Annotated in this window: 21 protein-coding genes and 1 pseudogene; 14 read left to right on the top strand and 8 right to left on the bottom strand. The window is 72.6% G+C overall.

Going from position 1 to position 26,267, the window contains the following annotated elements; all coding sequences use genetic code 11:
* Positions 1 to 35 precede the first annotated feature (35 nt).
* The 3 genes from LRS07_RS03605 to LRS07_RS03615 form a co-directional block, all read right to left on the bottom strand.
* A complete protein-coding gene (locus tag LRS07_RS03605) occupies positions 36 to 2,405 on the bottom strand; it encodes an ATP-dependent DNA helicase (RefSeq protein WP_260500646.1) in 2,370 nt (789 codons plus the stop codon).
* An 11-nt stretch (positions 2,406 to 2,416) separates the two neighbouring features.
* Entirely contained in the window at positions 2,417 to 3,604 is a 1,188-nt protein-coding gene (locus LRS07_RS03610) for an acetyl-CoA C-acyltransferase family protein (protein ID WP_260500647.1), read from the bottom strand.
* A gap of 64 nt (positions 3,605 to 3,668) precedes the next feature.
* On the bottom strand, positions 3,669 to 4,775 hold the full coding sequence (locus LRS07_RS03615) for a GGDEF domain-containing protein (protein WP_260500648.1): 1,107 nt from the start codon (positions 4,773 to 4,775) through the stop codon (positions 3,669 to 3,671).
* 161 nt (positions 4,776 to 4,936) lie between these two features.
* Between LRS07_RS03615 and yajC the strand changes: the two genes are divergently transcribed.
* From yajC to LRS07_RS03635, 4 genes are all read left to right on the top strand, one after another.
* The gene (yajC, locus tag LRS07_RS03620) at positions 4,937 to 5,266 is read left to right on the top strand and encodes a preprotein translocase subunit YajC (RefSeq protein WP_260500649.1); all 330 of its coding nucleotides are present in this window, start codon (positions 4,937 to 4,939) and stop codon (positions 5,264 to 5,266) included.
* A 61-nt stretch (positions 5,267 to 5,327) separates the two neighbouring features.
* Positions 5,328 to 7,199, top strand: coding sequence for a protein translocase subunit SecD (secD, locus tag LRS07_RS03625; RefSeq protein ID WP_260500650.1), 1,872 nt, complete (start codon positions 5,328 to 5,330; stop codon positions 7,197 to 7,199).
* Between the two features lie 86 nt (positions 7,200 to 7,285).
* Complete coding sequence (gene secF, locus LRS07_RS03630) at positions 7,286 to 8,323, top strand: protein translocase subunit SecF (protein ID WP_260500651.1); 1,038 nt, start codon at positions 7,286 to 7,288, stop codon at positions 8,321 to 8,323.
* 43 nt (positions 8,324 to 8,366) lie between these two features.
* Positions 8,367 to 10,862, top strand: a complete 2,496-nt coding sequence (locus LRS07_RS03635; protein ID WP_260500652.1) for a DUF1631 family protein — start codon at positions 8,367 to 8,369, stop codon at positions 10,860 to 10,862.
* A gap of 118 nt (positions 10,863 to 10,980) precedes the next feature.
* Here LRS07_RS03635 and LRS07_RS03640 read toward each other — a convergent pair whose 3' ends face one another.
* From LRS07_RS03640 to LRS07_RS03650, 3 genes and pseudogenes are all read right to left on the bottom strand, one after another.
* Positions 10,981 to 11,430 (bottom strand): Smg family protein, encoded by a 450-nt coding sequence (locus tag LRS07_RS03640; protein WP_260500653.1) that lies wholly within the window; start codon positions 11,428 to 11,430, stop codon positions 10,981 to 10,983.
* Between the two features lie 51 nt (positions 11,431 to 11,481).
* Positions 11,482 to 12,593, bottom strand: a pseudogene (gene dprA / locus LRS07_RS03645) (DNA-processing protein DprA).
* A gap of 19 nt (positions 12,594 to 12,612) precedes the next feature.
* On the bottom strand, positions 12,613 to 13,782 hold the full coding sequence (locus tag LRS07_RS03650) for a LysM peptidoglycan-binding domain-containing protein (RefSeq protein WP_312028350.1): 1,170 nt from the start codon (positions 13,780 to 13,782) through the stop codon (positions 12,613 to 12,615).
* A gap of 240 nt (positions 13,783 to 14,022) precedes the next feature.
* Between LRS07_RS03650 and def the strand changes: the two genes are divergently transcribed.
* Together def and fmt are read left to right on the top strand one after the other, a co-directional pair.
* A complete protein-coding gene (def, locus tag LRS07_RS03655) occupies positions 14,023 to 14,541 on the top strand; it encodes a peptide deformylase (protein WP_260500654.1) in 519 nt (172 codons plus the stop codon).
* Positions 14,542 to 14,550: 9 nt separating this feature from the next.
* A complete protein-coding gene (fmt, locus tag LRS07_RS03660) occupies positions 14,551 to 15,504 on the top strand; it encodes a methionyl-tRNA formyltransferase (protein ID WP_260500655.1) in 954 nt (317 codons plus the stop codon).
* 3 nt (positions 15,505 to 15,507) lie between these two features.
* Here the strand turns inward: fmt and LRS07_RS03665 are convergent, their stop codons facing one another.
* Entirely contained in the window at positions 15,508 to 16,017 is a 510-nt protein-coding gene (locus LRS07_RS03665; protein ID WP_260500656.1) for a cupin domain-containing protein, read from the bottom strand.
* Positions 16,018 to 16,107: 90 nt separating this feature from the next.
* Between LRS07_RS03665 and htpX the strand changes: the two genes are divergently transcribed.
* The 7 genes from htpX (at position 16,108) to pyk (ending at position 23,853) form a co-directional block, all read left to right on the top strand.
* A complete protein-coding gene (gene htpX / locus LRS07_RS03670) occupies positions 16,108 to 16,962 on the top strand; it encodes a zinc metalloprotease HtpX (protein ID WP_260500657.1) in 855 nt (284 codons plus the stop codon).
* A 96-nt stretch (positions 16,963 to 17,058) separates the two neighbouring features.
* On the top strand, positions 17,059 to 17,445 hold the full coding sequence (locus tag LRS07_RS03675; protein WP_260500658.1) for a hypothetical protein: 387 nt from the start codon (positions 17,059 to 17,061) through the stop codon (positions 17,443 to 17,445).
* A gap of 37 nt (positions 17,446 to 17,482) precedes the next feature.
* Positions 17,483 to 18,229, top strand: a complete 747-nt coding sequence (locus LRS07_RS03680) for an AzlC family ABC transporter permease (protein WP_260500659.1) — start codon at positions 17,483 to 17,485, stop codon at positions 18,227 to 18,229.
* A complete protein-coding gene (locus tag LRS07_RS03685) occupies positions 18,226 to 18,564 on the top strand; it encodes an AzlD domain-containing protein (RefSeq protein WP_260500660.1) in 339 nt (112 codons plus the stop codon). Before LRS07_RS03680 ends, LRS07_RS03685 begins: the two co-directional genes overlap by 4 nt.
* Positions 18,565 to 18,652: 88 nt before the next feature.
* Positions 18,653 to 19,846: a phosphoglycerate kinase gene (locus LRS07_RS03690; RefSeq protein ID WP_260500661.1), complete on the top strand. Its 1,194-nt coding sequence runs from the start codon at positions 18,653 to 18,655 to the stop codon at positions 19,844 to 19,846.
* A 167-nt stretch (positions 19,847 to 20,013) separates the two neighbouring features.
* The gene (locus LRS07_RS03695; RefSeq protein ID WP_260500662.1) at positions 20,014 to 22,320 is read left to right on the top strand and encodes an NADP-dependent malic enzyme; all 2,307 of its coding nucleotides are present in this window, start codon (positions 20,014 to 20,016) and stop codon (positions 22,318 to 22,320) included.
* A 102-nt stretch (positions 22,321 to 22,422) separates the two neighbouring features.
* Positions 22,423 to 23,853 carry a pyruvate kinase gene (gene pyk, locus LRS07_RS03700; RefSeq protein WP_260500663.1) on the top strand — a complete coding sequence of 477 codons (1,431 nt, stop codon included), beginning with the start codon at positions 22,423 to 22,425 and terminating at the stop codon, positions 23,851 to 23,853.
* 25 nt (positions 23,854 to 23,878) lie between these two features.
* Here the strand turns inward: pyk and LRS07_RS03705 are convergent, their stop codons facing one another.
* Positions 23,879 to 24,898 (bottom strand): STAS-like domain-containing protein, encoded by a 1,020-nt coding sequence (locus tag LRS07_RS03705; RefSeq protein WP_260500664.1) that lies wholly within the window; start codon positions 24,896 to 24,898, stop codon positions 23,879 to 23,881.
* A 279-nt stretch (positions 24,899 to 25,177) separates the two neighbouring features.
* Between LRS07_RS03705 and fba the strand changes: the two genes are divergently transcribed.
* On the top strand, positions 25,178 to 26,242 hold the full coding sequence (fba, locus tag LRS07_RS03710) for a class II fructose-bisphosphate aldolase (RefSeq protein ID WP_260500665.1): 1,065 nt from the start codon (positions 25,178 to 25,180) through the stop codon (positions 26,240 to 26,242).
* Positions 26,243 to 26,267 lie beyond the last annotated feature (25 nt).

Genomic DNA, 26,267 nt, shown 5'->3' on the forward strand with positions numbered 1-26,267 from the left:
CGCTCACCCGGCCCCGGCCATTGACGGCAGATGCTTCACGGCGAGCGCAAGGCACCGTCCGCCACGGCGGGCGCCGGCCACCACCGAGGCAGCAGCGCGCGCACCTCGCCGCGGGCGAAGCGCTCGTCCAGCAGGTGCACCACGCCGCGGTCCTGCGGCGTGCGGATCACCCGGCCGGCGGCCTGCACCACCTTCTGCACGCCCGGGTAGAGGTAGGCGTAGCGGAAGCCGTCGCCGCACCAGGCCTGCAGCCGCAGCCGGATCTGCTCGTTGACCGGGTTGACCTGGGGCAGGCCGAGCGTGGCGACGAAGGCGCCGACCAGCCGGTCGCCCGGCAGGTCGATGCCCTCGCCGAAGGCGCCGCCCAGCACCGCGAAGCCGATGCCCCGGCCACCGGGCACGAAGCGCGCCAGGAAGCGCTCGCGCGCGTCCTCCGGCATGCCGCGCGACTGGCACCACTGCGGCACGTCCGGCCGCGCCTCGGCCAGCGCGTCGGCCACCCGTTGCAGGTAGTCGAAGCTGCTGAAGAAGGCCAGGTAGTGGCCGGGCTGGCGGTCGTACTGCGCCGCGATGCGCGAGACGATGGGCCCGATCGACGCCGACCGGTGCTGCCACCGGGTGGACAGCGGCGCCACGTGCACCGCCAGCTGTGCGGCGTCGAAGGGCGAGGCGATGTCCACCTCCACCGTGTCGGCCGGCAGCCCGAGCAGCCGGCGGTGGTAGTCCGTCGGTGCCAGCGTGGCCGAGAACAGCGTCGCGCTGTGGGCCGCCGCCAGGCGGGGCGCGACGAAGGGCGCCGGCACCACGTTGCGCACGGTCAGCCGGCTGCCCTGGCGCTGCGCCGTCTCGTCGAACAGCGCGTGGTCGCCGAAGTCCTCCAGCCGGCGGGCGAACGCCAGCAGGTCGAACAGCAGCGCCTGCAGGTCGGCCTCGGTGACCGCCGGTTCGCCCGGCCCCGGCCGCGCCTCGGCCGTGCCGCTGCGCTCGGCCGGCGGGGTGGCCAGGTGCTCGCTCACGGCGCCGGCCGCCGCCTGCAGCGCCTGCAGCAGCGCGCCGTCCGGCGGCGGCAGCAGGCGGTAGCAACCGCCGCTGCCATCGGCCTCGGCCCAGCCGCCGCCCGGCGCCGCATCGGCCGCGCGCTGCACGGCCTTGAGCGTCGCCGCCAGCCGGGACAGCGATCGCCTGACCGGCCCGGTGGCCTGACGGCGTGCCGCACCCAGCGTGGCGGGGTCGAGCATGGCCGAGTACATGCCGCGCGCGCGCTCGACCAGGTTGTGCGCCTCGTCCACCAGCAGGCCGATGCGCCAGCCCTGCTGCTGCGCCAGGGCGTGCAGCAGGGCGTGGCCGTCGAACCAGTGGTGGTAGTCGCCGACCACCACATCGGCCCAGCGCGCCAGTTCGTGGCTCAGGTGGTACGGGCAGACCTCGTGCGCCAGCGCCAGCGCCCGCAGGCTGGGGCGGTCCCACATCGGCAGCGCGACGGCGGCCTGGCGCGCCGCCGGCAGCCGGTCGTAGAAGCCGCGCGCCAGCGGGCAGGACTCGCCATGGCAGGCGGCGTCGGGCCGTTCGCAGCCGGTGTCGCGGCCGACCAGTTCCAGCGTGCGCAGCGGCAGCCCGGGTCGGGTGGCGTGCAGCGTGGCGACCGCCTGCAGGGCGAGGGCCCGGCCGGGCGTGCGCGCGGTCAGCACGGCGACCCGGTCCAGCGACTGGTGCGGCATGGCCTTGAGCAGCGGGAACAGCGTGCCCACGGTCTTGCCGATGCCGGTGGGCGCCTGGGCCAGCAGGGTGCGCCCGCCGCGCGCCGCCCGGAAGACCGACTCCGCCAGCTCGCGCTGGCCGCGGCGGAAGCCGCCGGGATGGGGAAAGGCCAGCGCGGCCAGCGCCTCGTCCCGGGCCTGCCGATGCGCCAGCTCCTGCCGCGCCCAGGCCAGGAAGCGGTCGCACAGCGCCTCGAACCGGGCCTGCAGCGAGGCCGCGTCGTGGCGTTCGGCGATCACCGTCTCGCGGCCCGAGCCGAGGTCGAGGTAGACCAGCGCCAGTTCGACCGATGCCAGCCCGCGTTCACGGCACAGCAGCGCGCCGTAGACCTGGGCCTGGGCCCAGTGCAGCGCGCGGTGGCGCTCGGGCTGCCGGGCCAGGTCGCCGCGGAAGGTCTTCACCTCCTCCAGCCGACCGCGCGCGGCGTCGAAGCCGTCGGCGCGGCCGCGCACGGTCAGCTCGTGGTGGTCGGCCTGCAGCGGCAGCTCGGCCTGCCAGCCCGCGCCGCGGCGCTGCCGCACCAGCGCATGGCCGGCCTGGCCCTCCTCGGCGGTGGGTGAGGGCGTGAAGCGCAGGTCCAGGTCGCCGGCCTTGGCGGCGAACTCGCACAGCGCGCGCACCGCCACGGTGTAGCGGCCGGCGGACACGGCGTCGTCGCTCAGAGCCGCTCGAACACCGCGGCGATGCCCTGTCCACCGCCGATGCACATCGTGACCAGCGCATGCCGGCCCTGCACCCGCTGCAGCTCGTACAGCGCCTTGACGGTGATGATGGCGCCGGTGGCGCCCACCGGGTGCCCGAGCGAGATGCCCGAGCCGTTCGGGTTCACCTTCGCCGGGTCGAGGTCCAGCGCCCGCGCCACCGCGCAGGCCTGGGCGGCGAAGGCCTCGTTGGACTCGATGACGTCGAGGTCGCGCGCCTTCAGGCCGGCCTTGTCCAGTGCCTTGCGCGAGGCCGGCACCGGGCCGATGCCCATGGTCTTCGGGTCCACGCCGGCATGCGCGTAGCTCACCAGCCGGGCCAGCGGCTGCAGGCCGCGGCGTTCGGCCTCGCGCCGCTCCATCAGCACCAGCGCGGCGGCGCCGTCGTTGATGCCGGAGGCATTGCCCGCGGTGACGGTGCCGTCCTCCTTCTGGAACGCCGGCTTCAGGCCGGCGAGCTGCTCGGCCGTGGTGTCCGCGCGCACATGCTCGTCGGTGGCGAAACGCACCGTGCCCTTGCGGGTCTTCAGCTCGACGGGCAGCACCTGCGACGCGAAGCGGCCCTCGGCGATCGCCGCGGCCGCGCGGCGGTGGCTCTCGGCGGCCAGCGCGTCCTGCTCGGCGCGCGAGATGCCGTGCTCGCGGGCGACGTTCTCCGCCGTCACGCCCATGTGGATGGCGTGGAAGGGGTCGTGCAGCGCGCCGATCATCATGTCCACCAGGGTGGCGTTGCCCATTCGGGTGCCCCAGCGCGCCGCCGGCAGGTTCATCGGCCCGCGGCTCATGCTCTCCGCGCCGCCGGCCACCGCGATGTCGTACTCGCCCAGCAGCAGGCCCTGCGCGGCGCTGACGACCGCCTGCAGGCCCGACCCGCACAGCCGGTTCACCGTCAGCGCCGGCGTCTCGGCCGGGCAGCCGCCCTCCAACGCCGCGACGCGTCCCAGGTACATGTCCCGCGGCTCGGTGTTGATGACGTGGCCGAAGACCACGTGGCCGACGTCGGCACCGGCCACCGACGAGCGGCGCAGCGCCTCGCGCAGCACCTGCGCGCCGAGCTGGCTGGGGGTGAGGTCCTTCAGGCTGCCGCCGAAGGACCCGATGGCGGTGCGCACACCGCTGGTGACGACGATCTCTCGCTGCTGCATGCGGACTCCTGCGGCCGCGAGGTCGGCCGGGGCCGGCAGTATGCGGTCAGCGGCGGCTGCGCCCTCAGGCGGCCGCGGCCGCCGGGTCGACCGCCAATCGGTCGCGGCCGGCCCGCTTGGCCTCGTACATCAGTCGGTCGGCGCGCTCGATGGCCGCATCCAGCGTCTCGCCGCGGCCGCAGGCGACCAGGCCGGCGGAGAAGGTCAGGCACCGCTCGTCCAGCACGCCGGCCAGCGACAGCGCCGCCACCCGCTCGCGCAGCCGCTGCAGCACCCGCTCGGCGGCATCGACCGGCGTGGCCGGCAGCATGACGAGGAACTCCTCGCCGCCCCAGCGCGCGACGACGTCCCCGTCGCGCAACACCTGGCGTGCCGCCGTCGCGAAGGCCGCCAGCACCCGGTCGCCGGCCGCGTGGCCGTGGCCGTCGTTGATGCGCTTGAAATGGTCGATGTCGATCAGCGCCAGGCTCATGGTGCGGCCCTCGCCGCAGGCGCGGGCCATCAGCTCGCGCATGTGGCGGCGGTTGTGCAGCCCGGTCAGTTCGTCCTGCGTGGCCAGGCGGCGGATCTGTGCCAGCGCCTCGCGCAGTTCGGCCTTCTGCTGGCGCAGGTGCGAGCGCAGGCCGCTCATGCGCTCGGACAGCACGGTGATGCCCCAGATCGCCGTGGCGCCGAAGAGCAGGTGCGTTCCCTCGAGGGCGAGCGGGGCATCGGGGTCGCGCCAGGCGGTGAGGCCCGTCGCCAGGCCCAACGTGATCGCCGCGATGACGCTCAGCAGCCGCGACTGCCGGGGGGTGAGCGAAAACATGCCGAACGCCAGGATCAGCAGCAGCAGCGTGAGCACGGCGCCGCGGGCGTCGCCGAGCAGGCCGTAGCCCAGACCGGTGCAGCAGAGGCCCCAGATGCACTGCGGCATGGTCAGCGACGGATCGCTGGACGAGTGCCGGTTCAGCCCGGCGCGCATCGCCGCGTAGGCCAGCGCCCCGCCGCCGAGCATCAGCCCCGAGATCAGCAGCGCATGCGACAGGGGCAGGAGCCCCGCCAGCGCGGCGATGGTGGTGGTCAGCGAGTAACCGCCATACAGCACCAGCCCGAGCAGGGACTGGGTCACGAAGTGCCGCTGACGCGGGTCGTCGTCCGCGGGCGGCAGATCGGTCGTGGGCGCAGTCATGGCACGGCTCGTTGCCGGCAATATCGGTCGCCCTGCGGCCCGACTTGAACGGCGCCGCCGCCCGGTGCGGGCGCCCCGTCCGGCGGGACGCCAGGGGCAATCCGTCTGCCAAGGGTCGGCGACTACAATCGGCGGCTTTGGGTCACCAGGAAACGCCTGCCGTGTTCATCACCGAAGCCTTTGCCCAAGCGGCCCCCCCGGCCGCGACCGGCGGCACCGAATCCACCCTGCTCAGCATGGCGCCGCTGGTGCTCATGTTCGTGGTGCTGTACTTCATCATGATCCGCCCGCAGATGAAGCGGCAGAAGGAGCACAAGGCCATGATCGAAGCCCTGGCCAAGGGCGACGAGGTGGTCACCGCCGGTGGCGTGCTGGGCAAGGTGTCCCGCCTGGGCGAGACCTTCGTCCACATCGAGGTCGCCAACGGCGTCGAACTGCAGGTGCAGCGCAGCGCCGTCTCGCAGGTGCTGCCCAAGGGCACGTTGAAGTAAGGCCTGCGGCCGGCCCGTCGGCGGGCCGGCCGTGACCGCCCCCGGCGCCCGAGGAGCCTCCATGAACCGCTATCCCTGGTGGAAGTACGCGATCCTCGGCGTTGCGCTGCTGATCGGGCTGCTCTACACCCTGCCCAACTTCTTCAGCGAGGCGCCGGCGGTGCAGGTGTCCAGCGGCAAGGCCACGCTGAAGGTCGACGCCGGCCTGGTGCCGCGGGTCGAATCGGTGCTGAAGGAGGCCGGCCTGCCGGCCGACTACGTCCAGTTCGACGGCAACTCGGTGCGCGCGCGCTTCGCCGACACCGACATCCAGCTCAAGGCCAAGGACGCGCTGCAGCGCGCCCTCAACCCCGACCCGGCCGACCCGTCGTACATCGTGGCGCTGAACCTGGTGTCGCGCTCGCCGGCGTGGATGGCGGGCATCCGCGCGCTGCCCATGTACCTGGGCCTGGACCTGCGCGGCGGCGTGCACTTCCTGATGCAGGTGGACATGAAGGCGGCGCTGACCAAACGCGCCGAGGCGCTGGCCGGCGACGTGCGCCAGCTGCTGCGCGACAAGTCGATCCGCCACGCCGGCATCGCCCGCAACGGCGACGCGGTGGACGTGCGCTTCCGCGACGAGGCCCAGCGCAGCGCGGCGCTGAACCTGCTCACCGACCAGCTGCCCGACCTGACGTGGACGCCGGCGGGCGGCGACGGCGAGCTGCGCCTGGTCGGCGTGCTCAAGCCCGAGGCCGCGCGCCGGGTGCAGGACGCGGCGCTGAAGCAGAACATCTCCACCCTGCACAACCGGGTCAACGAACTCGGCGTCGCCGAACCGGTGATCCAGCAGCAGGGCGCCGACCGGGTGGTGGTGCAGCTGCCCGGCGTGCAGGACACCGCCAAGGCCAAGGACATCATCGGCCGCACCGCGACGCTGGAGGTGCGCCTGGTCGACGACAGCGCCGAGGCGCAAGGCGCCCTGGCCGGCGGTGCGGTGCCCTTCGGCACCGAGCGCTACGTCGAGCGCGGCGGCGCGCCGCTGATCGTCAAGCGCCAGGTCATCCTCACCGGCGAGAACCTGACCGACGCCCAGCCGGGCTTCGACGGCCAGACCCAGGAACCGGCGGTGCACCTGACGCTGGACGCCAAGGGCTCGCGCATCTTCCGCGACGTGACGCGGGAGAACGTCGGCAAGCGCATGGCCATCCTGCTGTTCGAGAAGGGCAAGGGCGAGGTCGTGACCGCACCGGTGATCCGCAGCGAGATCTCCGGCGGCCGGGTGCAGATCTCGGGCAGCATGACCACGCAGGAGGCCAGCGACACCGCGCTGCTGCTGCGTGCCGGCTCGCTGGCCGCGCCGATGGAGATCATCGAGGAAAGCACCATCGGCCCGAGCCTGGGCGCCGACAACATCGAGAAGGGCTTCGACAGCCTGCTCTACGGCTTCGCCGCCATCGCGGTGTTCATGTGCGCCTACTACCTGCTGTTCGGGCTGTTCTCCACGCTGGCGCTGGCGTTCAACCTGCTGCTGCTGGTGGCGGTGCTGTCCATGCTGCAGGCCACGCTGACGCTGCCGGGCATCGCCGCCATCGCGCTGACGCTGGGCATGGCCATCGACGCCAACGTGCTGATCAACGAGCGGGTGCGCGAGGAGCTGCGCAACGGCAGCGCACCGCAGACCGCCATCCACGCCGGCTACGAGCGGGCGTTCGCCACCATCCTCGACTCCAACATCACCACGCTGATCGCCGGCCTGGCGCTGCTGGCCTTCGGCTCGGGCCCGGTGCGCGGCTTCGCGGTGGTGCACTGCCTGGGCATCCTGACGTCGATGTTCTCGGCGGTGATGTTCTCGCGCGGGCTGGTGAACCTGTGGTACGGCCGCCAACGCAAGCTCAAGGGCGTGTCCATCGGCCAGGTGTGGCGGCCGGACGGCGCACCGAACAAGGCATGAGCACGCCGGGCCGCTCCCAAGGGCGAATCCCGCAGCGCATTGCGCGCAGGGTGGTCCATTGACCGCCGCCACCTGAGGACCACGCCATGGAGTTCTTCCGCATCCGCCGCGACATCCCGTTCATGCGCCATGCGCTGGTGCTGAACGCGATCTCGCTGGTCACCTTCCTCGCCGCGGTGTTCTTCCTCGCCACCCGCGGCCTGCACCTGTCCATCGAGTTCACCGGCGGCACGCTGATCCAGGTCCAGTACGCCGAGGCGGCGCCGCTGGAGAAGGTGCGCACCACCGTCGAGGGCCTGGGCTTCGGCGAGGTGCAGGTGCAGAACTTCGGCAGCTCGCGCGACGTGCTGATCCGGGTGCCGGTGCGCCCCGGCGAGCAGCAGGCCACGCTGACCGCCCGGGTGGTGCAGGCGCTGTGCGCCGCCGAGAACGGCCGGGTGGAGGACCGCCAGTACACCACCGAAAAGGGCGAGCAGGTCAGCCGCGCGGCCTGCGTCGCCGGCAGCGCCGAGCCGCTGCACCTGACCCGCAGCGAGTTCGTCGGCCCGAGCGTCGGCGAGGAGCTGGCCACCAACGGCGCGCTCGCGCTGGGCATGACCATCCTCGGCATCATGGTCTACCTGGCGCTGCGCTTCGAGTGGAAGTTCTCGGTGGCGGCCATCGTCGCCAACCTGCACGACGTCATCATCATCCTGGGCTTCTTCGCCTTCTTCCAGTGGGAGTTCTCGCTGTCGGTGCTGGCGGCGGTGCTGGCGGTGCTGGGTTATTCGGTCAACGAGTCCGTCGTCATCTTCGACCGCATCCGCGAGGCCTTCCGCAAGTACCGCAAGATGACCACGCCGCAGGTGATCGACCACGCGATCACCAGCACGATGAGCCGCACCATCATCACTCACGGCTCGACGCAGCTGATGGTGCTGTCGATGCTGCTGTTCGGCGGGCCGACGCTGCACTACTTCGCGCTGGCGCTGACCATCGGCATCCTGTTCGGCATCTATTCGTCGGTGTTCGTCGCCGCGGCCATCGCCATGTGGCTGGGCGTCAAGCGGGAGGACCTGGTCAAGCCGGGCAGCGCCGCCAAACCCGGCGACCCGGCGGACCCCAACGCCGGGGCGGTGGTGTAGAGTCGTTCGACCCCCCCGGCCCACCCCACAGTCCACCCCCTCCATGGCGACCGGCGCCGCCAACCTGAACCTGGCCCAGCAGGCGCGCCGCCGCTACACCGAGGAGGTGGTGCGCCAGCTGCCGGCCATCGTGCAGGCGGTGAACTCCGCGGCGCTGGCACTGCTGGAGCGCCCGGCCGAGCATGCGGTGATGCAGCGCCGTCGCGATGTGGCCATCGAGGTGCCGCGCCGCACCGGCGTGTGGCACGACACGCTGGTCCACGCCCTGCAACGCGCGCTGGCCGCGGGCGGCTCCGCCACCCGCTTCGACGACCTGCCCTGGCCGGGCGCCAGCCGCGCGGCACCCGGCCTGGCGCTGGTCGACGACGACACCATCGAGCGCGAGATCCTCGGTTCACGGCTGGCCCTCGCCGTGATGGACCGCGCCGCGTGGGAGTTCACCGACCTGCGCTCGCGCGTCGCCGCCCTGGAGTCGCGCGGCGAGCTCGAGCCGCACGACCTGCTGCGCGCGCACGTCCTGGCCCGGCTGGCGGTGGAGGCCTGGCGTGCCGCCGAGCTGCCGCTGGCCGCCTGGCGCGAGCTGCAGCCGGCGCTGCACCAGGAGTTCGCGGCGCTGGTCGAGGAGACCTACCACGAGACCAACCGCTGGTTGAAGGAGCGCGGCGTGCTGCCCGAGGTCGACCTGCGGCCGCTCATCCGCCGCAGCCGGGACACCGGCGCGGGCGGCACGACGACCCGCCACGGCAGCGACCCCGCCATCGGTCCTGGGGGCGACAGCCGCTTCGGCGGTCTGGCGCGTGGCGCCGGCGGTGGCGCGGCCGGCGGCTTCGGCGCCTCGGGTTTCGGCCGTGGCGGCGGCGGCGCCGCGGACACCGGCCACGCGGGTGGCCGCCCGTCGACCCGCGGTGGCGACGTGCCCACCACGCAGCCCAGCGTGCTCTCGCCCGGCGCCACCACCCGCAGCGGCGGCCTGCTCGGCAGCCGGACCGTGCCGGGCCGGGTCGGCGTGCAGGACGAGACCCGCCTGATGACACGCAGCGGCCCGACCGCGTCGCCGATCGGTGAACAGGCGCGCGAGGTGCTCGGCCGCCTCAACCGACTGGTGGGACGCCAGTTGCCCGGCTTCGGCGATGCGGCGCGCACCACCCGGCCGGCGTCGCCGGCGCTGCGCCAGGCGATGGACGCCGTGCAGGTCAGCCTGCGCCAGCGGCTGGAGCACGAGGGCCAGCAGGGCCTGGCGCCGCCCACCGCGCCGGTGCTGCTGGACGAACTGCACCGCAACAAGCAGGCGCTGAAGAACGCCGCCGAGACGCCGGTCGAGCGCGCCACCATCGAGATCGTCGCGCTGCTGTTCCAGAGCATCCTCACCGAGGACCGCATCCCGGCCACGGTGCGGGTGTGGTTCGCCCGGCTGCAGATGCCGGTGCTGCGGGTGGCCATCGTGGAGCCCGACTTCTTCGCGACGCTCGACCACCCGGCCCGTCGCCTGATCGACCGCATGGGCGCCTGCGTCATGGGCTTCGACGCCGCGCGCGCCATCGGCGATGCGCTGGAGAAGGAGATCAAGCGGGTGGTGCAGGTGGTCGAGGCCTACCCCGACACCGGCCGCCGCGTGTTCCAGACGGTGCTGACCGAGTTCGAGACCTTCCTCGAGCACTACTTCCGCCACGAGAACGAGGCCAGCAAGCGTGGCGTCTCGCTGGCCCAGCAGGTCGAGCAGCGCGAGACGCTGGCCATCCAGTACACCATCGAGCTGCGCAAGATGCTCGACGAGGTGCCGGTGCAGGACGGCGTGCGCCAGTTCCTGTTCCAGGTCTGGGCCGACGTGCTGGCCACCACCGCGCTGCGCCATGGGGCGCAGGGCGACGAGACCCGGGCGATGAAGCGTGCGGCCGCCGACCTCATCTGGTCGGCCGGTGCGAAGGTCTCCCGCGAGGAGCGCGCGGAGGTGCTGCGCCGGCTGCCGCCGCTGCTGAAGACGCTGCGCGAGGGCATGGCCTCCGCCGGCGTGGCCGCCGACAAGCAGGACGAGCACATCCAGGCGCTGAACAACTCGCTCGCCGCGGCCTTCAGCGCCAAGGCCGCCGCCATCCCGCAGGAGCGGCTGGAGGAGCTGACGCGACGGCTGGAAGCGCTGGAGGCGATGCTGCCGGACGGCGCGGAGCTGGACATCGACGACTCGCTGGTGCCCAACCTGGCCGACCACGAGAGCGAGGCGCTGGAGGTGGTGGGCGAGGGCGGCTCGATGCCCACCGCCGCCATGCTGGCCTGGGCGCGCGAGCTGCAGGTCGGCGCCTGGTTCATGCTCGACTACCGCAACCGCAACGAGGCGGTGCAGCTGGCCTGGCAGGGCATGCGCCGGCGGCTGTCGCTGTTCGTCAACCCGCACGGCCGGGCGGTGCTGTTCCAGCAGCACCGGCTGGCGTCGTTCCTTCAGGCGGGGCTGCTGCTGCCGGCCCAGGACGAGGCGCTGACTGTGCGCGCCACGCGCACCGCGCTGGCCAAGCTGGACGTCGACCCGGGCCGACTCGTCAACTGAGTGGAAGCCGTCGCGCCTTAGCGCACGGCGTCCTTCAAGCGGCAACCACGGATCCGGCTTTGCCGGGCCGTCGGTTGCGCCCCCTTGAGGGGGCCGCCGTCAGGCGGTACGGGGGTGGTCAATGAATGAGGCGGTCTTCGGCGTCGACGAACAGCTCGTCGAGGATGAGCGCGTCGGGCTCCTCGCCCAGGCTCCAGAAGATCATCAGGACGATGATCTTGAGGTCCTCCAGCTCGACCGGCCCCGGCAGCGCGTTGGCGCGGTCGACCACCATCTCGCGCATCGGCGGCGGCAGCACGCCGGCGGCTTCGAGGAAGCTGATGAAGCCGATGGAGTCGGCCCCGAGGTGGTCGAGTTCGCTGGGCAGGTAGACGCGGCGGCTGGCCTCGCCTTGCTCGCCGGCATGCGACTCGGCGGCGCTGGCCAGGCCGTCGAGCCAGCTCAGCGCTTCTTCGATCTCGTCGGACTCGAAGCCCACGGCCGACAGCTTGCGGGTCAGCTGGTCGTGGTCCGGGCAGGCGTCGGGCCTCCAGTAGTTCTCGTAGAGGTAGACGAGCACATCGAACATCGGACCACTATAACCGAGGGGCTTGGCTCGGCAAGCCGCCGCCGCCGGCCGTCACGCGCGGTCCTGCCGCTGGAAGAGGCCGCCGGGCAGCCGCGCCACCCGACCGTCGAGTTCAAGCGCGAGCAGCCGGACGCTCAGCCGGGCGGCCGGCTCGCCGGTGCGCGCGACCAGCGCGTCCATCGACACCGGGTCGTGGCCGAGGGCGGCGAGCAGCGGGTCGGCATCGGGCGCGTCGGCCGGTGCCGGCTCGACCTCGGCCGCCGGCACCGCGGTCGGTCGTGCGGCGCCCAGCCCTTGCAGTTCCGCCAGCACGTCGTCGGCCGAGGTGGCGAGCACGGCACCGTCGCGCAGCAGCGCGTGGCAGCCTTCGGCACTGCGCGCGCGGATGGAGCCGGGCACGGCGAAGACGTCGCGCCCCATCTCGGCGGCGAGCCGGGCGGTGATCAGCGACCCCGAGCGCAGCGCCGCCTCGACCACCACCGTGCCACGCGCCAGGCCGGCGATGAGCCGGTTGCGCGCCGGGAAGTGCTCGCCCCTCGGCGGGGTGCCGAGCGTGTACTCGCTGATCAGCAGCCCCTGCGCGGCGATGCGGCGGGCCAGTGCGGCGTGCTGCGGCGGGTAGACGAGGTCGAGTCCGGTGCCCACCACCGCCACGGTCGACCCCGGCCGGTCCAGCGCGCCCTCGTGCGCCGCGCCGTCGATGCCTTCGGCCAGGCCCGACACCACCGTCCAGCCCGCCGCGGCCAGCGCGCCGGCGAACTCGCGGGCGGTCTCGAGGCCGCCCGGCGTCGCCCGGCGGCTGCCGACGATGGCGACGGACCGGGCCTGCAGCAGGTCGAGCCGGCCCTCGGTGAACAGCAGCAGCGGCGGGTCGGCGGTCTGCAGCAGCAGCGCGGGGTAGTCGGCTTCGCCGAGCAGCACCAGCGAGCGGTGCCCGTCGCCGGCCAGCCAGCGGGCGGCGTCGTCGGCGGGCCGTGGCCAGTCGGGCGGGGGTGGCGCAGCGCCTCGACGGCCGCGGCGCCGGCCACGGCGTCAACGGCCGGTGGGTCCGCCTGCAGCACCGCCTGCGCGCTGCCGAACGCCGCCAGCAGCCGGCGCGCACGCCGCCGGCCCAGGCCGGGGCTCAGCACCAGGCGCAGCCAGGCGGTGCGTTCGGCGTCCATGGCCGCCGGGGCGGGACCCTCAGGGCTGGGTGAAGCGGTCGCCGGCGACCACCGGCTGCTGGACCTGCAGGATCAGCGCGTAGGACACGCGCTCGAAGACGCTGAAGACGAAGAGCAGGCCGTGCCGCTCGTCGGGCAGCTTCATGCGCTCGCGCTTGGGATCGGTGCGGTCGACCGTGACGGCCCCGCTGCGCCACAGCGCCAGCACATGGCCGCGCTCCACGCCGTCGGCACTGCCGCGGTTCAGCGAGACGATCTGGTTCTGCCCGCCGTTCAGCGCGTCGCCGTACAGGCCGACGATCTGGCCCGACAGCGGCGCGGCGGGCGGGTGCGGCGCATAGGCGCTGAAATCCTGCGCGACCACCGGGGCCAGCCGGTCGGCCAGGCTGACCTCCATGCGGTTGCTGATCACCCGCAGGCTGGCCGCCTGCTCCAGCGGCTTGTCCTTGGCCGACACCGTCATCGTGCCGCCGGGCTGCTGCAGCTCGGCACGGCCGACGTAGCGCGCCTCCCAGCCCAGCACCTGGCCGGTGGCCGGGTCGCGCAACGGGCGCGGCTCGCGGAAGAGGCGGAAGCTGCGCACACCCTCCAGTTCGCCGCGGGCGTAGACGGTGTCGCCGGTGCCCATCACCACCCGGCCTTCGGGCCCGGCGACGATGCGCGGCGCGGCGGCCAGGCTGTTGGTGTCCAGCACCACCGCCTCGTCGAGGAAGGCGGCGATGAGGTGCATCGGGATCGACGCGATCGGCCCCGGCAGCGCCTGGCTGCGCACCCGCGGCGACAGCTTGACCACCGGCGGCTCGCCGCCGCTGCCCACCGCCGCGCCCATCCTCAGCCGGGCGCGGCCGTCCACCTTCTCCAGCACCAGCACCTGGCCGGGGTAGATGAGGTGCGGGTTGCGGATCTGGTCCAGGTTCATGCCCCACAGCTCTGGCCAGCGCCACGGGCTGCGCAGAAAGAGCTGCGAGATGTCCCACAGCGTGTCGCCGGGCTTGACGGTGTGGCTGTCGGGCGCGTTGGGCGCCAGCTCGGACAACGGCACGCCGGCCTGGGCCACCTGCTGGGCGGTGGCCCGCTGACCGGGGGTGATGGGGTAGTCGGTGGCGGTGGCCGACCCCGCTGCAGCGGTCGCCGCCAAGGCCAGCAGAACGGCGCGGAAGGCGGGCGGGCGGCGCAGGCGGTGCATCATCGTCGGGGCTTTCACGGAATAAGGACCTGGCCCGAAGGGCTTGGCCAAGAGGGGCCGATGGCGTTGGGTGCTTCGGCGAAAATGCTCAGCCAGTTCAATAGATTCTGCCGATAAGCCCCTGACGCCGCAAACAAAACGGCCCGTTGCACGCCCGCGCGAGAACCTGGTCACACGATCGGTCGGCGGCTGGTGCCGGCGCTGTAGCGGTCGTGTCAAAGGGTGAACGAGGTCGTCACCACCATGGCCCTGCTGCCCATCCTGCGCTACCCCGATCCCCGCCTGCACACCGTCGCCAAGCCGGTGCAGCAGGTGGACGAGCGCATCCGCCGGCTCGTCGACGACATGCTGGAGACGATGTACGCGGCCGACGGGGTCGGCCTCGCCGCTACGCAGGTCGACGTGCACGAGCGGGTGATCGTCATCGACACCTCCGAGGGGCGTGACACGCCGCGGGTGCTGATCAATCCCGAGATCCTGGAACGCAGCGAGGAGCGGGTGGTCGCCGACGAGGGCTGCCTGTCGGTGCCGCAGGTCTACGACAAGGTCGAACGCCATGCCCGCGTGCGGGTGCGGGCCCTGGGCCGCGACGGCGAGCCCTACGAGTTCGACGCCGACGGCCTGCTCGCGGTGTGCGTGCAGCACGAGATGGACCACCTGCTGGGCAAGGTGTTCGTCGAGTACCTGAGCTCGCTCAAGCGCGACCGCATCAAGACCCGCATGCTGAAGAAGCAGCGCGACGAACAGCCGGCGACGCGCTGACGCTCGCCGATGCGACTCGCCTTCGCCGGCACGCCGGACTTCGCCGCCGTGGCGCTCGATGCGCTGCTGGCCGCCGGCCACGACATCCCGCTGGTGCTGACGCAACCCGACCGGCCCGCCGGCCGCGGGTTGAAGCTGCAGCCGTCGCCGGTCAAGCAGCGCGCGCTGGCGGCCGGCGCCGAGGTGCTGCAGCCGCGCAGCCTGCGGCTGGACGGCAAGCACCCCGAGGACGCCCGCGCGGCCCAGCAGGTGCTTGCCGTGGCCGGCCTGGACGCCATGGTGGTCGCCGCCTACGGGCTGATCCTGCCAGCCTGGGTGCTCACGCTGCCGCGCCACGGCTGCCTCAACATCCATGCCTCGCTGCTGCCGCGCTGGCGCGGCGCCGCCCCCATCCACCGCGCCATCGAGGCGGGGGACACCGAGACCGGCATCACGCTGATGCAGATGGACGAGGGGCTGGACACCGGCGACATGCTGCTCATCGCGCGCGAGCCGATCCGGCCCGACGACACCACCGGCACGCTGCACGACCGGCTGGCCGCCCTCGGCGCGCGGCTGGTGGTCCAGGGCCTGCAGTCCCTGCCGGTCGACGCGCTGCCCCGCACGCCGCAGCCCGCCGCGGGCGTGACCTACGCCCACAAGGTCGACAAGGCCGAGGCGGCGCTCGACTGGCGGCAGCCGGCGGCGGTGCTCGAGCGCCGGGTGCGGGCCTTCGACCCGTTCCCCGGCGCGGCCTTCGCGCTCGACGGCGAGGTCGTCAAGCTCTGGCAGGCGGCGCTGCGGCCCGACCTGCACGGCGCCCCGGGCGAGGTGCTCGATGCCGGCGCCGGCGAGCGCGCCATCGCCTGCGGCGAGGGCGGGGCCCTGCTGCTCCGTCAGCTGCAGCGGCCGGGCGGGCGGCGCGTCGCCGCAGCCGAGTTCCTGCAGGCGCGGCCGCTCGAGGTCGGCCGGCGGCTGGCCTAAGACCTACAGCAGCGAGACGAGTGTCGGTGCGAGCCGGCGCAGCGCGGCCTCGCCGGCGGCATCACCGCGCAGGAAGGCGAAGTCCGCGAAGTCGAAGCCCGGGCCCACCGTGGCGCCGACATAGGCATACCCTTCCTCGGGCTGTGCCGCCTGCCACCAGCCGGCCGGCACGGTGTGGCAGGGCCGGCGCCCCTGCGCATCGGCCGCCGCCAGCACCACCCGGTCCACCCGGTCCCGCGACGGCGGCATCAGCCACAGCACCAGCGGCCCGCCTTCGAGCAGGTGCCACACCTCGTCGGACACCACCCGGTGCCAGGCCGAGGCCTGCCCGCGCGCCAGCAGGAAGTCGATGGTCGTGATCGCGCTGCGCGCCGGTCGGCCATCGGCCGGCTGCACCTGGGCGGCGGCGCGGAAGGTCTCGCGGTACCAGCCGCCTTCGGGGTGCGGCTGCAGCTGCAGCAGCGCGACCAGTTCGGCCGCGCGCGGCTCGTCGGGCAGGGCAGGGGTGGGCATGGCGCAGTGTGCCGCGGTGGTTGAACTTCCCGGCCGGCGTCCGCATCTACCGCGGGTGCCGCGGTGCGGCGCCCACAAAGGACCCGACGCATGTTCAATCTGTTGAAGACCGCCGTGCTGATGGCGGCCATCACCGCCCTCTTCATGGCGCTGGGCGCCATGCTGGGCGGACAGCAGGGCATGGTGCTGGCGCTGGTGGTCGCGCTGGCGATGAACTTCTTCAGCTACTGGTACAGCGACAAGCTGGTGCTGAAGATGTACAACGCGCAGGAGGTCGACGCCACCTCGGCGCCGCACTTCTACCGCATGGTGCAGGAGCTGAGCCAGCGCGCCGGCCTGCCGATGCCGCGCGTCTACCTGATCGAGGAGAACGCGCCCAACGCCTTCGCCACCGGCCGCAACCCGGAGAACGCCGCCGTCGCGGCGACCACCGGCATCCTGCGGCTGCTGTCCGAGCGCGAGATCCGCGGCGTGATGGCGCACGAGCTGGCGCATGTGAAGCACCGCGACATCCTCATCTCCACCATCAGCGCCACCATGGCCGGTGCCATCGGCATGCTGGCCAACTTCGCGATGTTCTTCGGTGGGCGCGATTCGGAAGGCCGCCCGGCCAACCCGATCGCCGGCCTGCTGGTGGCGATGCTCGCGCCGGTGGCCGCCGGCCTGATCCAGATGGCGATCAGCCGCGCCCGCGAGTTCGAGGCCGACCGGGGCGGCGCCGAGATCTCCGGCGACCCGGCCGCGCTGGCCTCGGCGCTGCAGAAGATCCACCGCTACGCCCACGGCGGCATCCCGATGGAGGCGGCCGAGCGCAACCCCGCCACCGCGCAGATGATGATCATGAACCCGCTGTCCGGCGGCGGCCTGCGCGGCCTGTTCTCCACCCATCCCTCCACGGAGGAGCGGGTGGCGCGCCTGATGGCCATGGCCGGCGGTCGGTACTGATCGGTCCTCGGGGCGGCTGCGCCGCCGCCCTCGGGCCCTCAAGTGCGGCGGCCGGCCGGCCGATATGCAGAGGACCCGCCACAGCGCCGTCCCGCCATGTCATCGCTTCGCCGCCTCGCCGCGCCCCTGCTTGCCGCCTGCGCCCTGCTGGCCGGCTGCGAGCAACTGGGCATCGAGTCGACGCAGGCCGTCGCCGAGCGGCGCGAGGCCGAGGGCCGGGCCATCGGCGGCGCCTGCCGCCATGCGGGCCGGGCGATCGAGGACTGCTACAGCCTGAACCGCAAGGCCGACAAGGCCGCCGTCTTCGCCGGCTGGCGCGAGATGAACGACTACATGCGCGAGAACAAGCTCGAGACGGTGGCGCCGCAGCTGGGCAAGGCACCGCCCACCGAGGTGGCCGCCACGCCCGCGGCCGAGCTGCCGGCCGAGAAGGCGGCGGACAAGCCGGCCGCCAAGGCCGCCAAGAAGCCGCGCGAGTCCTGACCGGCGCCCGCCTCGTGCGGGCGGCAGAATCCGCCCAATGAATCCTGTGCAGTGGCGCGGACCGGGCTCGGTCTGGCGCGATCCCGCGTGCCGCCTCGGCGCCCGGGACATGGCGGTGGCGGCCGCCGGCCTCGGCGCCTGGGGCCTGGTGACCGGCGTGGCGATGACCAAGAGCGGCCTCGGCCTGCCGCTGGCGCTGGCGATGACGTTGCTGGTCTACGCCGGCAGCGCCCAGCTCACCGCGCTGCCGCTGCTGGTGGCCGGCGCGCCGGTGTGGCTGATCGCGGCCACCGCGTTCTGCGTCAACCTGCGCTTCGTCATCTTCAGCGTGCAGTGGCGGCGGTTGCTGGGCGGGCTGCCGCGTCGGCAGCGCATCGGCCTCGCCTACCTGGCCACCGACAACATGTTGGCGCTGTTCACCGCGCGGTACCGCGACCAGCCGGCGAACGCCACCCAGGTGGCCTACTTCGTCGGCGGCGGGGCGGTCAACTGGGCGGCCTGGCAGGGGGCGTCGATCGCCGGCATCCTGCTCGGCGAGGCCATCCCCGCCGCCTGGGGCCTGCAGTTCGCCGGCACGCTGTCGCTGCTGGCGGTGGCCTGCGCGCTGGTGCGCGACCGGCTCGCGGTGGCCTGTGCCGCGGTCGCTGCGGCCGTCGCCTTGTCCGCGCAGGCGCTGCCGCTGCGGCTGAACCTGGTCGCCGCCATCGCCGCGGCGGTGGTTGCCGGCCTGCTGATCGAGCGGCTGCTGCGGCGTGGGCCAGCCGCCGACCGGGGGCTGCAATGAACCGCATCGACCCCGGGTATGCCGCCCTGGCCATCCTGGCGCTGGCGCTGGTGACCGTCGTCACCCGCAGCTTCTTCCTCATCGCCGATCGCGAACTGCCGCTGCCGGCGTGGCTCGACCGCGGGCTGAAGGTGGCGCCGTTGTCGGCGCTGGTCGCCGTGGTGGCGCCCGAGGTGCTCGGCCAGGGCGGCGGCCTGATCGACCACTGGGCCGACGCCCGGCCCTTCGCCGCCGTCGCCGCCGTGGCGCTCTACGCCTGGCGGCGCGACCTGCTGCTGACCATCCTCGGCGGCACGGCCGTGTTCCTCGCGCTGCGCCTCGGGCTGGGCTGGTGAGCCGGAGCGGGCGGCGGGAGGCGGTTCATAGAATCAACCGATTCCCCTTCCCACCCTCCAACCGCCTCGCCCGAGGCCATCCGATTCCATGAACGTCATCCGCTTCTCCGACCTGGTCGCCCAAGGCAAGGTGCGCGGCCAGCGCGTGTTCATCCGCGCCGACCTCAACGTGCCGCAGGACGACGACGGCCGCATCACCGAAGACACCCGCATCCGCGCCTCGGTGCCCTGCATCCGCATGGCGCTGGACGCCGGCGCCGCGGTGATGGTGACCAGCCACCTCGGCCGGCCCACCGAAGGCGAGTTCAAGCCCGCCGATTCGCTGAAACCGGTGGCCAAGCGGCTGTCCGACCTGCTCGGCGTGCCGGTGCCGCTGAAGGCCGACTGGGTCGACGGCGTCGAGGTCCAGCCCGGCGAGGTGGTGCTGCTGGAGAACTGCCGCCTGAACAAGGGCGAGAAGAAGAACGACGAGGCCCTGGCGCGCAAGCTGGCCGCGCTGTGCGACATCTTCGTGCACGACGCCTTCGGCACCGCGCACCGGGCCGAGGCCTCGACCTACGGCATCGCGCAGTTCGCCAAGGTGGCCTGCGCCGGCCCGCTGCTGGCCGCCGAGATCGACGCCATCGCCAAGGCGCTGGCCAACCCGAAGCGGCCGCTGCTGGCCATCGTCGCCGGCTCCAAGGTGTCGACCAAGCTGACCATCCTGCAGGCGCTGGCGTCGAAGGTGGACGGCCTGATCGTCGGCGGCGGCATCGCCAACACCTTCCTGCTGGCCGCCGGCCTGCCGATCGGCAAGAGCCTGGCCGAGCCGGACCTGGTGGCCGAGGCGCGTGCGGTGATCGACGCGATGAAGGCGCGCGGCGCCGAGGTGCCGATCCCGGAGGACGTGGTGACGGCCAAGGAGTTCAAGCCGCACGCCCACGCCACCGTCAAGGCGGCCGCCGACGTCGCCGAGGACGACCTGATCCTCGACATCGGCCCCAAGACCGCGGCCAAGCTGGCGCTGCAGCTGAAGGCCGCCGGCACCATCGTCTGGAACGGCCCGGTGGGGGTGTTCGAGTTCGACGTCTTCGCCAACGGCACCGAAGCCATCGCCCGTGCCATCGCCGACAGCCCCGCCTTCAGCATCGCCGGCGGCGGCGACACCCTGGCCGCCATCGCCAAATACGGCATCGAGGACCGGGTGGGCTACATCTCCACCGGCGGCGGCGCCTTCCTCGAGGTGCTGGAAGGCAAGACGCTGCCGGCCTTCGAGATCCTGGAGAAGCGCGCGGCCGGCTGACGGTCGGCCCACGGCGCGACGGGGCCTGCGGGCCCCGTCGTCGTGTCCGCCCGAGGGGCCTGGCGCAGCCGGCGTGCCTGCGCAACGTGTGGCAAGTGCTGATCGGGTGCGGCGATGCCGCGCAGTACGCTGGGCTCATCTCCAGCCCACACACCGGGAGCCGCACCATGGCCGACACCCTGTCGCCCGCCGAGCAGGCGCTGCGCGAAGCCGCCTTCGACTACCACCGCGCACCGACGCGGGGCAAGATCTCCGTCACCCCGACCAAGGCGCTGTCGAACCAGCGCGACCTGTCGCTGGCCTACTCGCCGGGGGTGGCCTACCCCTGCCTGGCCATCGAGCAGGACCCGCTGATGGCCGCGGAGTACACCTCCCGCGGCAACCTGGTCGGCGTGGTGACCAACGGCACCGCCGTGCTCGGCCTGGGCGACATCGGCCCGCTGGCGGCCAAGCCGGTGATGGAGGGCAAGGGCTGCCTCTTCAAGAAGTTCGCCGGCATCGACGTCTTCGACATCGAGCTGGCCGAGAAGGACCCGGACAAGCTGATCGAGATCATCGCCGCGCTCGAACCCACGCTGGGCGGCGTCAACCTCGAGGACATCAAGGCGCCGGAGTGCTTCTACATCGAGCGCGCGCTGAAGGACCGGATGAAGATCCCGGTCTTCCACGACGACCAGCACGGCACCGCCATCATCTCCGGCGCGGCCCTGCTCAACGGGCTGGAGCTGGTCGGCAAGCGCATCGGCGAGATCAAGCTGGTCGCCTCCGGCGCCGGCGCGGCCGCCATCGCCTGCCTGGACATCATGGTCGGCCTGGGCGTCAGGCGCGAGAACATCTTCGTCGTCGATTCCAAGGGTGTGATCCAGCACGAGCGCGCCGACGCGGCGGCCGGCAAGCTGGACGAATCGAAGCAGCGCTACTGCCAGAAGACGGCGGGCCGCACCCTGGCCGACGTGATGAAGGACGCCGACGTCTTCCTCGGCTGCTCCACCGCCGGCGTGCTGACGCCCGAGATGGTCGGGACCATGGCGGCCCAGCCGCTGATCCTGGCCCTGGCCAACCCGGAGCCGGAGATCCGGCCCGAACTCGCCAAGCAGGCCAGGCCCGACTGCATCGTCGCCACCGGCCGGTCCGACTACCCGAACCAGGTCAACAACGTCCTCTGCTTCCCCTACATCTTCCGCGGCGCGCTGGACTGCGGCGCCACCCGCATCACCGAGGAGATGAAGCTGGCCTGCGTGCGCGAGATCGCCGCCCTGGCCAAGGCCGAGCTCAGCGACGAGGTGGCCGCCGCCTACCAGGGCCAGGAGCTGAAGTTCGGCCCCGACTACATCATCCCCAAGCCCTTCGACTCGCGCCTGATCCTGAAGATCGCGCCGGCGGTGGCGCAGGCGGCGGCCGACAGCGGCGTGGCGACGCGACCGATCCAGGACCTGGACGCCTACCGCCAGTCGCTCACCCGCTTCGTCTACCAGACCGGCATGGTCATGCGCCCGGTGTTCTCGCTGGCCAAGGCGCGGCCGGCGCGGGTGGTCTACGCCGAGGGCGAGGACGAGCGTGTGCTGCGTGCGGTGCAGGTGGTGCTGGACGAAGGGCTGGCGCAGCCGGTGCTGGTCGGCCGCCCGGGCGTGATCGCGCTGCAGGTGCAGCGCACCGGGCTGAAGCTCAAGCCCGGTGTGGACTTCGAGGTCATCGACCCCGAGGACGACCCGCGCTTCCGCGAGTACTGGGAGGACTACCACCGCGTGATGGGACGCGAGGGCATCACCCCGGCGATGGCCAAGTCGGCGCTGCGGCGGTCGAACACGCTGATCTCCTCGATGATGGTGCGCCGGGGCGATGCCGACGCGCTGCTGTGCGGCCTGGTCGGCCGCTACGAGCATCACCTGGAGCACGTGCGCTCGGTCATCGGCCTGGCGACCGGCATCAGCGGCTTCGCGGCAATGAACGCGCTGCTGCTGCCCACGCGCACCCTCTTCATCACCGACACCTTCGTCAACGAGGAGCCGAGCGCCCAGCAGCTGGCCGAGATCGCCTCCATGGCCGCCGACGAGCTGAAGCGCTTCGGCCTGCCGCCGAAGGTGGCCTTCGTCTCGCACTCGATGTTCGGCGCCAGCACCCGCGCGTCGGCCAAGCGCATGCGGCTGGCGGCCGACCTCTTCCGCCGCATGGAGCCGGACGTCGAATGCGACGGCGAGATGCACGGCGACGCCGCGCTGTCCGAGGAGATCCGCGACCGTTTCCTGCCCGGCAGCACGCTCAAGGGCGAGGCCAACCTGCTGGTGCTGCCCAACCTCGACGCGGCCAACATCCTGTTCAACGTGCTGAAGATGACCGGCGGCCAGGGGGTGACGGTGGGTCCCATCCTGCTGGGCGCCGCCAAGCCGGCGCACATCCTCACGCCGGCGGCGACGATGCGGCGGGTGGTGAACATGACGGCGCTGGCGGTGGCGGACGTGGCGGCGCTGCGCTGAAGCGGGGATCGCCCACCGACAGGCCGCCGGCATGCCGGCGGCCGCCCCCGAGGGGGGCTCGGCACAGACATACTGGCGGCCTCGCCGACACCGAACCGCCCGATGCCCCGCCAGACCAAGATCGTCGCCACCCTCGGTCCCGCCTCTTCCTCGCCCGAGGTGCTGCAGCGGATCATCCGCGCCGGGGTGGACGTGGTGCGGCTGAACTTCTCGCACGGCAGCGCGCAGGACCACATCGACCGCGCGAAGCTGGTGCGCGAGACCGCCGCCGCCTGCGGCAAGACGGTGGCCATCATGGCCGACCTGCAGGGCCCGAAGATCCGCGTCGGCCGGTTCGCCGAGGGCAAGGTTCAGCTGGCCAACGGCCAGCCCTTCGTCCTCGACGCCGCCCGCACCACGCCCGGCGACGGCGACGGCGTGGGCCTGGACTACAAGGATCTGCCGCGCGACGTGAAGCCCGGCGACACCCTGCTGCTCAACGACGGCCTCATCGTGATGACGGTGGAGGCGGTCAAGGGCGCCGCGGTGCACTGCACCGTCAAGGTCGGCGGCGAGCTGTCCAACAACAAGGGCATCAACAAGCAGGGCGGCGGCCTGACTGCCCCGGCGCTCACCGCCAAGGACATGGAGGACATCAAGACCGCCATGTCCTTCCAGTGCGACTACCTGGCGGTCAGCTTCCCGAAGAACGCCACCGACATGGAGATGGCGCGGCAGCTGGCCAACGTCGCCGGGGAGCCCTGGCGCCACAAGCCGGGCATGATCGCCAAGATCGAGCGCAGCGAGGCCATCCCGGTGCTCGACGCCATCCTGAAGGCCAGCGACGGCATCATGGTGGCGCGCGGCGACCTGGCGGTGGAGGTGGGCAACGCGGCGGTGCCGGCGCTGCAGAAGCGCATGATCCGCATGGCCCGGGCGATGGACAAGATCGCCATCACCGCGACGCAGATGATGGAGTCGATGATCGTCAACCCGGTGCCCACCCGCGCCGAGGTGAGCGACGTGGCCAACGCGGTGCTCGACGGCACCGACGCGGTGATGCTGTCGGCCGAGACCGCCGCCGGCCGCTACCCCGTCGAGACGGTGGAGGCCATGGCCGCCATCGCCCTGGAGGCCGAGCGGGCCGAGCAGGCCGCGCTCGACGCCGACTTCATGGGCAAGCACTTCGGCCGCATCGACCAGTCGATCGCCATGGGCGCGCTCTTCACCGCCCACCACCTGGACTGCAAGGCCATCATCGCGCTCACCGAAAGCGGCTCCACCGCGCTGTGGATGAGCCGCTACCGCGCCGACGTGCCCATCTACGCGCTCACCGCGCAGGCGGCCAGCGAGCGCCGCATGGCGCTGTACCGCAACGTCACCCCGATGTCGCTGCCCAGCTTCGACGACCGCGACAAGGCGCTGGCCGCGGCCGAGGCGCTGCTCAAGGAGCGCGGGCTGCTCAAGCCCGGCGACACCTACGCCATCACCTGCGGGGAGCCGATGGGCTATCCGGGGGGCACCAACATGCTGAAGGTGGTCGAGGTCGCCTGAAGAACCTGCTGCGCGACGGTTCTTCTCAGGCGCCCGCTCTGACCGCGTCGATCACCCGCGCCACGCCCGGCGCCATGTTGCGCGGGGACAGCCGCACCTGCGGGTGCAGCTGCGCGAAGACGCGGAAGATTTCGTCGGCGAAGGCATGGCCGATCTCCGGCACGCCCTCGAAGTCGAGCTCGGCCTCGAGGAACTCGGTCAGCCGGGTGACCACGCGGCGCCCCTGCGAACGCGACAGCAGCGGGTGGTGCGGCCCCGACAGCAGGCGCAGCGGCACCACCGTGCGCGCCAGCCGGCCGGGCAGGCCGTCGCGCCCGTGCTCGGCCATCACCTGCGCCAGGCTGAGCGTGGTGTCCAGCGCCACGCTCATGAAGATCACCGTGCCCCGGCCGGCCTGCGGCGCCTGGCGCAGCCAGTCGCGGCGCTGCCACAGCCGGTGCTGGTAGGTCAGACCGTTGGCGTGCAGGTCGAACAGGTCGGCCAGCCGGGAGGTGAAGAACAGGCCCTGGCCGAGATGGCGGTCGGGCTGCGTCGTCAGCCGGCCCTTGCCAAGTTCGAGCAGGGCCTCCTGCGCGTCCTCGATGCCGAAGGTCTGGTGCACGCGGGCGAACACGCCGCAGCCATCGTCGGCGACCAGCAACTGCAGGCGCTGCCCGTCCCGGCGCAGCGAGACGTCGACGAACTGGCCGCCGGAATGGTCCACCGCGTTGTTGACCAGTTCGGTGAAGGCGTGCTCGGCCAGGCTGCCGGCGGCGGCCGGCAGGTCCAGCACTGGCGCGAAATCGCGCTGCCAGACCAGGTGTTCCTGCAAGCCGTGCAGGGGGTAGCGCTGGCTCACCTGGCGCAGCACTCCGGGCTGCCAACGGGGCCGGCGCAGCCCTTCCTTGACCAACCAGCCGGCGGCGGCCAGCCGGTTCAGCCGTTGCACCACGGTGCGGCGGCTCATGCCGTGGCGGCCGGCCAGCACGTCGGGCAGGCTGCCGCCGTGCAACAGGGCGTCGGCGCTGAGGGAGCGCAGGAGGACGGCGTCGGCGATTGTGGGCATGGCCGGCAGGCGCCGAGGAGGCGCCGGCAGTGGAAGGTCGCGCCAGTGTTGAGCAGGGCCGCCCGGCGCATGGGCACGAAAAGTGCCCTCTATCGCGCGCAATTCGCCGACCGGGGCGTGACGAATGTCCGCCGCAGGGGCAGGCGGCGGCCCTCCAGCCGAGGGGTCCGCAGGGCCGCCCGCCCGGGGGCGACACCTACAATCTTCCCAACATGCCGCCCGGGCGGCGGGCGCTTGCCGGATGCGGCGCCACGAACAACCACTCAGCAGGACTTCACCATGCCCCTCGTCTCGATGCGCCAGCTGCTGGACCATGCCGCCGAACACGGCTACGGCATCCCGGCCTTCAACGTCAACAACCTGGAGCAGGTCCAGGCGGTGATGGAAGCCGCCAAGGAGACCGGCGCGCCGGTGATCCTGCAGGCCAGCGCCGGTGCCCGCAAGTACGCCGGCGAGGCGTTCATCAAGCACCTGATCCAGGCGGCGGTCGAGGCCTACCCGACCATCCCGCTGGTCATGCACCAGGACCACGGCCAGACGCCCGCCATCTGCGCCGGCGCCATCGAGCTGGGCTTCGGCTCGGTGATGATGGACGGCTCGCTGAAGGAGGACGGCAAGACCCCGGCGTCCTTCGACTACAACGTGGACGTGACGCGCAAGGTGGTGCAGATGGCGCACACCGTCGGCGTCACGGTCGAGGGCGAACTGGGCTGCCTGGGCAACCTCGAAACCGGCGAGGCCGGCGAGGAAGACGGCATCGGCGCCGAGGGCAAGCTCGACCACAGCCAGATGCTCACCGACCCCGAGGAGGCGGCGGTGTTCGTCAAGGCGACGCAGCTCGACGCGCTGGCCATCGCCATCGGCACCAGCCACGGCGCCTACAAGTTCAGCCGCAAGCCCACCGGCGACATCCTCGCCATCAGCCGGGTCAAGGAGATCCACCGCCGCATCCCCAACACCCACCTGGTGATGCACGGCTCGTCGTCGGTGCCCCAGGACCTGCTGGCCATCATCAACCAGTACGGCGGCAAGATGAAGGAGACCTTCGGCGTGCCGGTCGAGGAGATCCAGGAGGCCATCAAGCACGGCGTGCGCAAGATCAACATCGACACCGACATCCGCCTGGCGATGACCGGCGCGGTGCGCAAGTTCCAGGCTGAGAACCCGGACAAGTTCGACATGCGCGAGTGGATGAAGCCGGCGCGCGAGGCGGCCCGCCTGATCTGCAAGGAGCGCTACCTGCAGTTCGGCTGCGAGGGCCAGGGCGCCAAGATCAAGCCGGTGCCGCTGCAGGACATGGCGCGCCGCTACGCCAGCGGCGAACTGGCGCAGGTCGTCGCCTGACGTTCGCCTGACCGCGCCCGTGTCA

It is taken from the genome of Aquabacterium sp. J223, from assembly GCF_024666615.1.
In the GTDB taxonomy this organism is placed as follows: Bacteria; Pseudomonadota; Gammaproteobacteria; order Burkholderiales; family Burkholderiaceae_C; genus J223.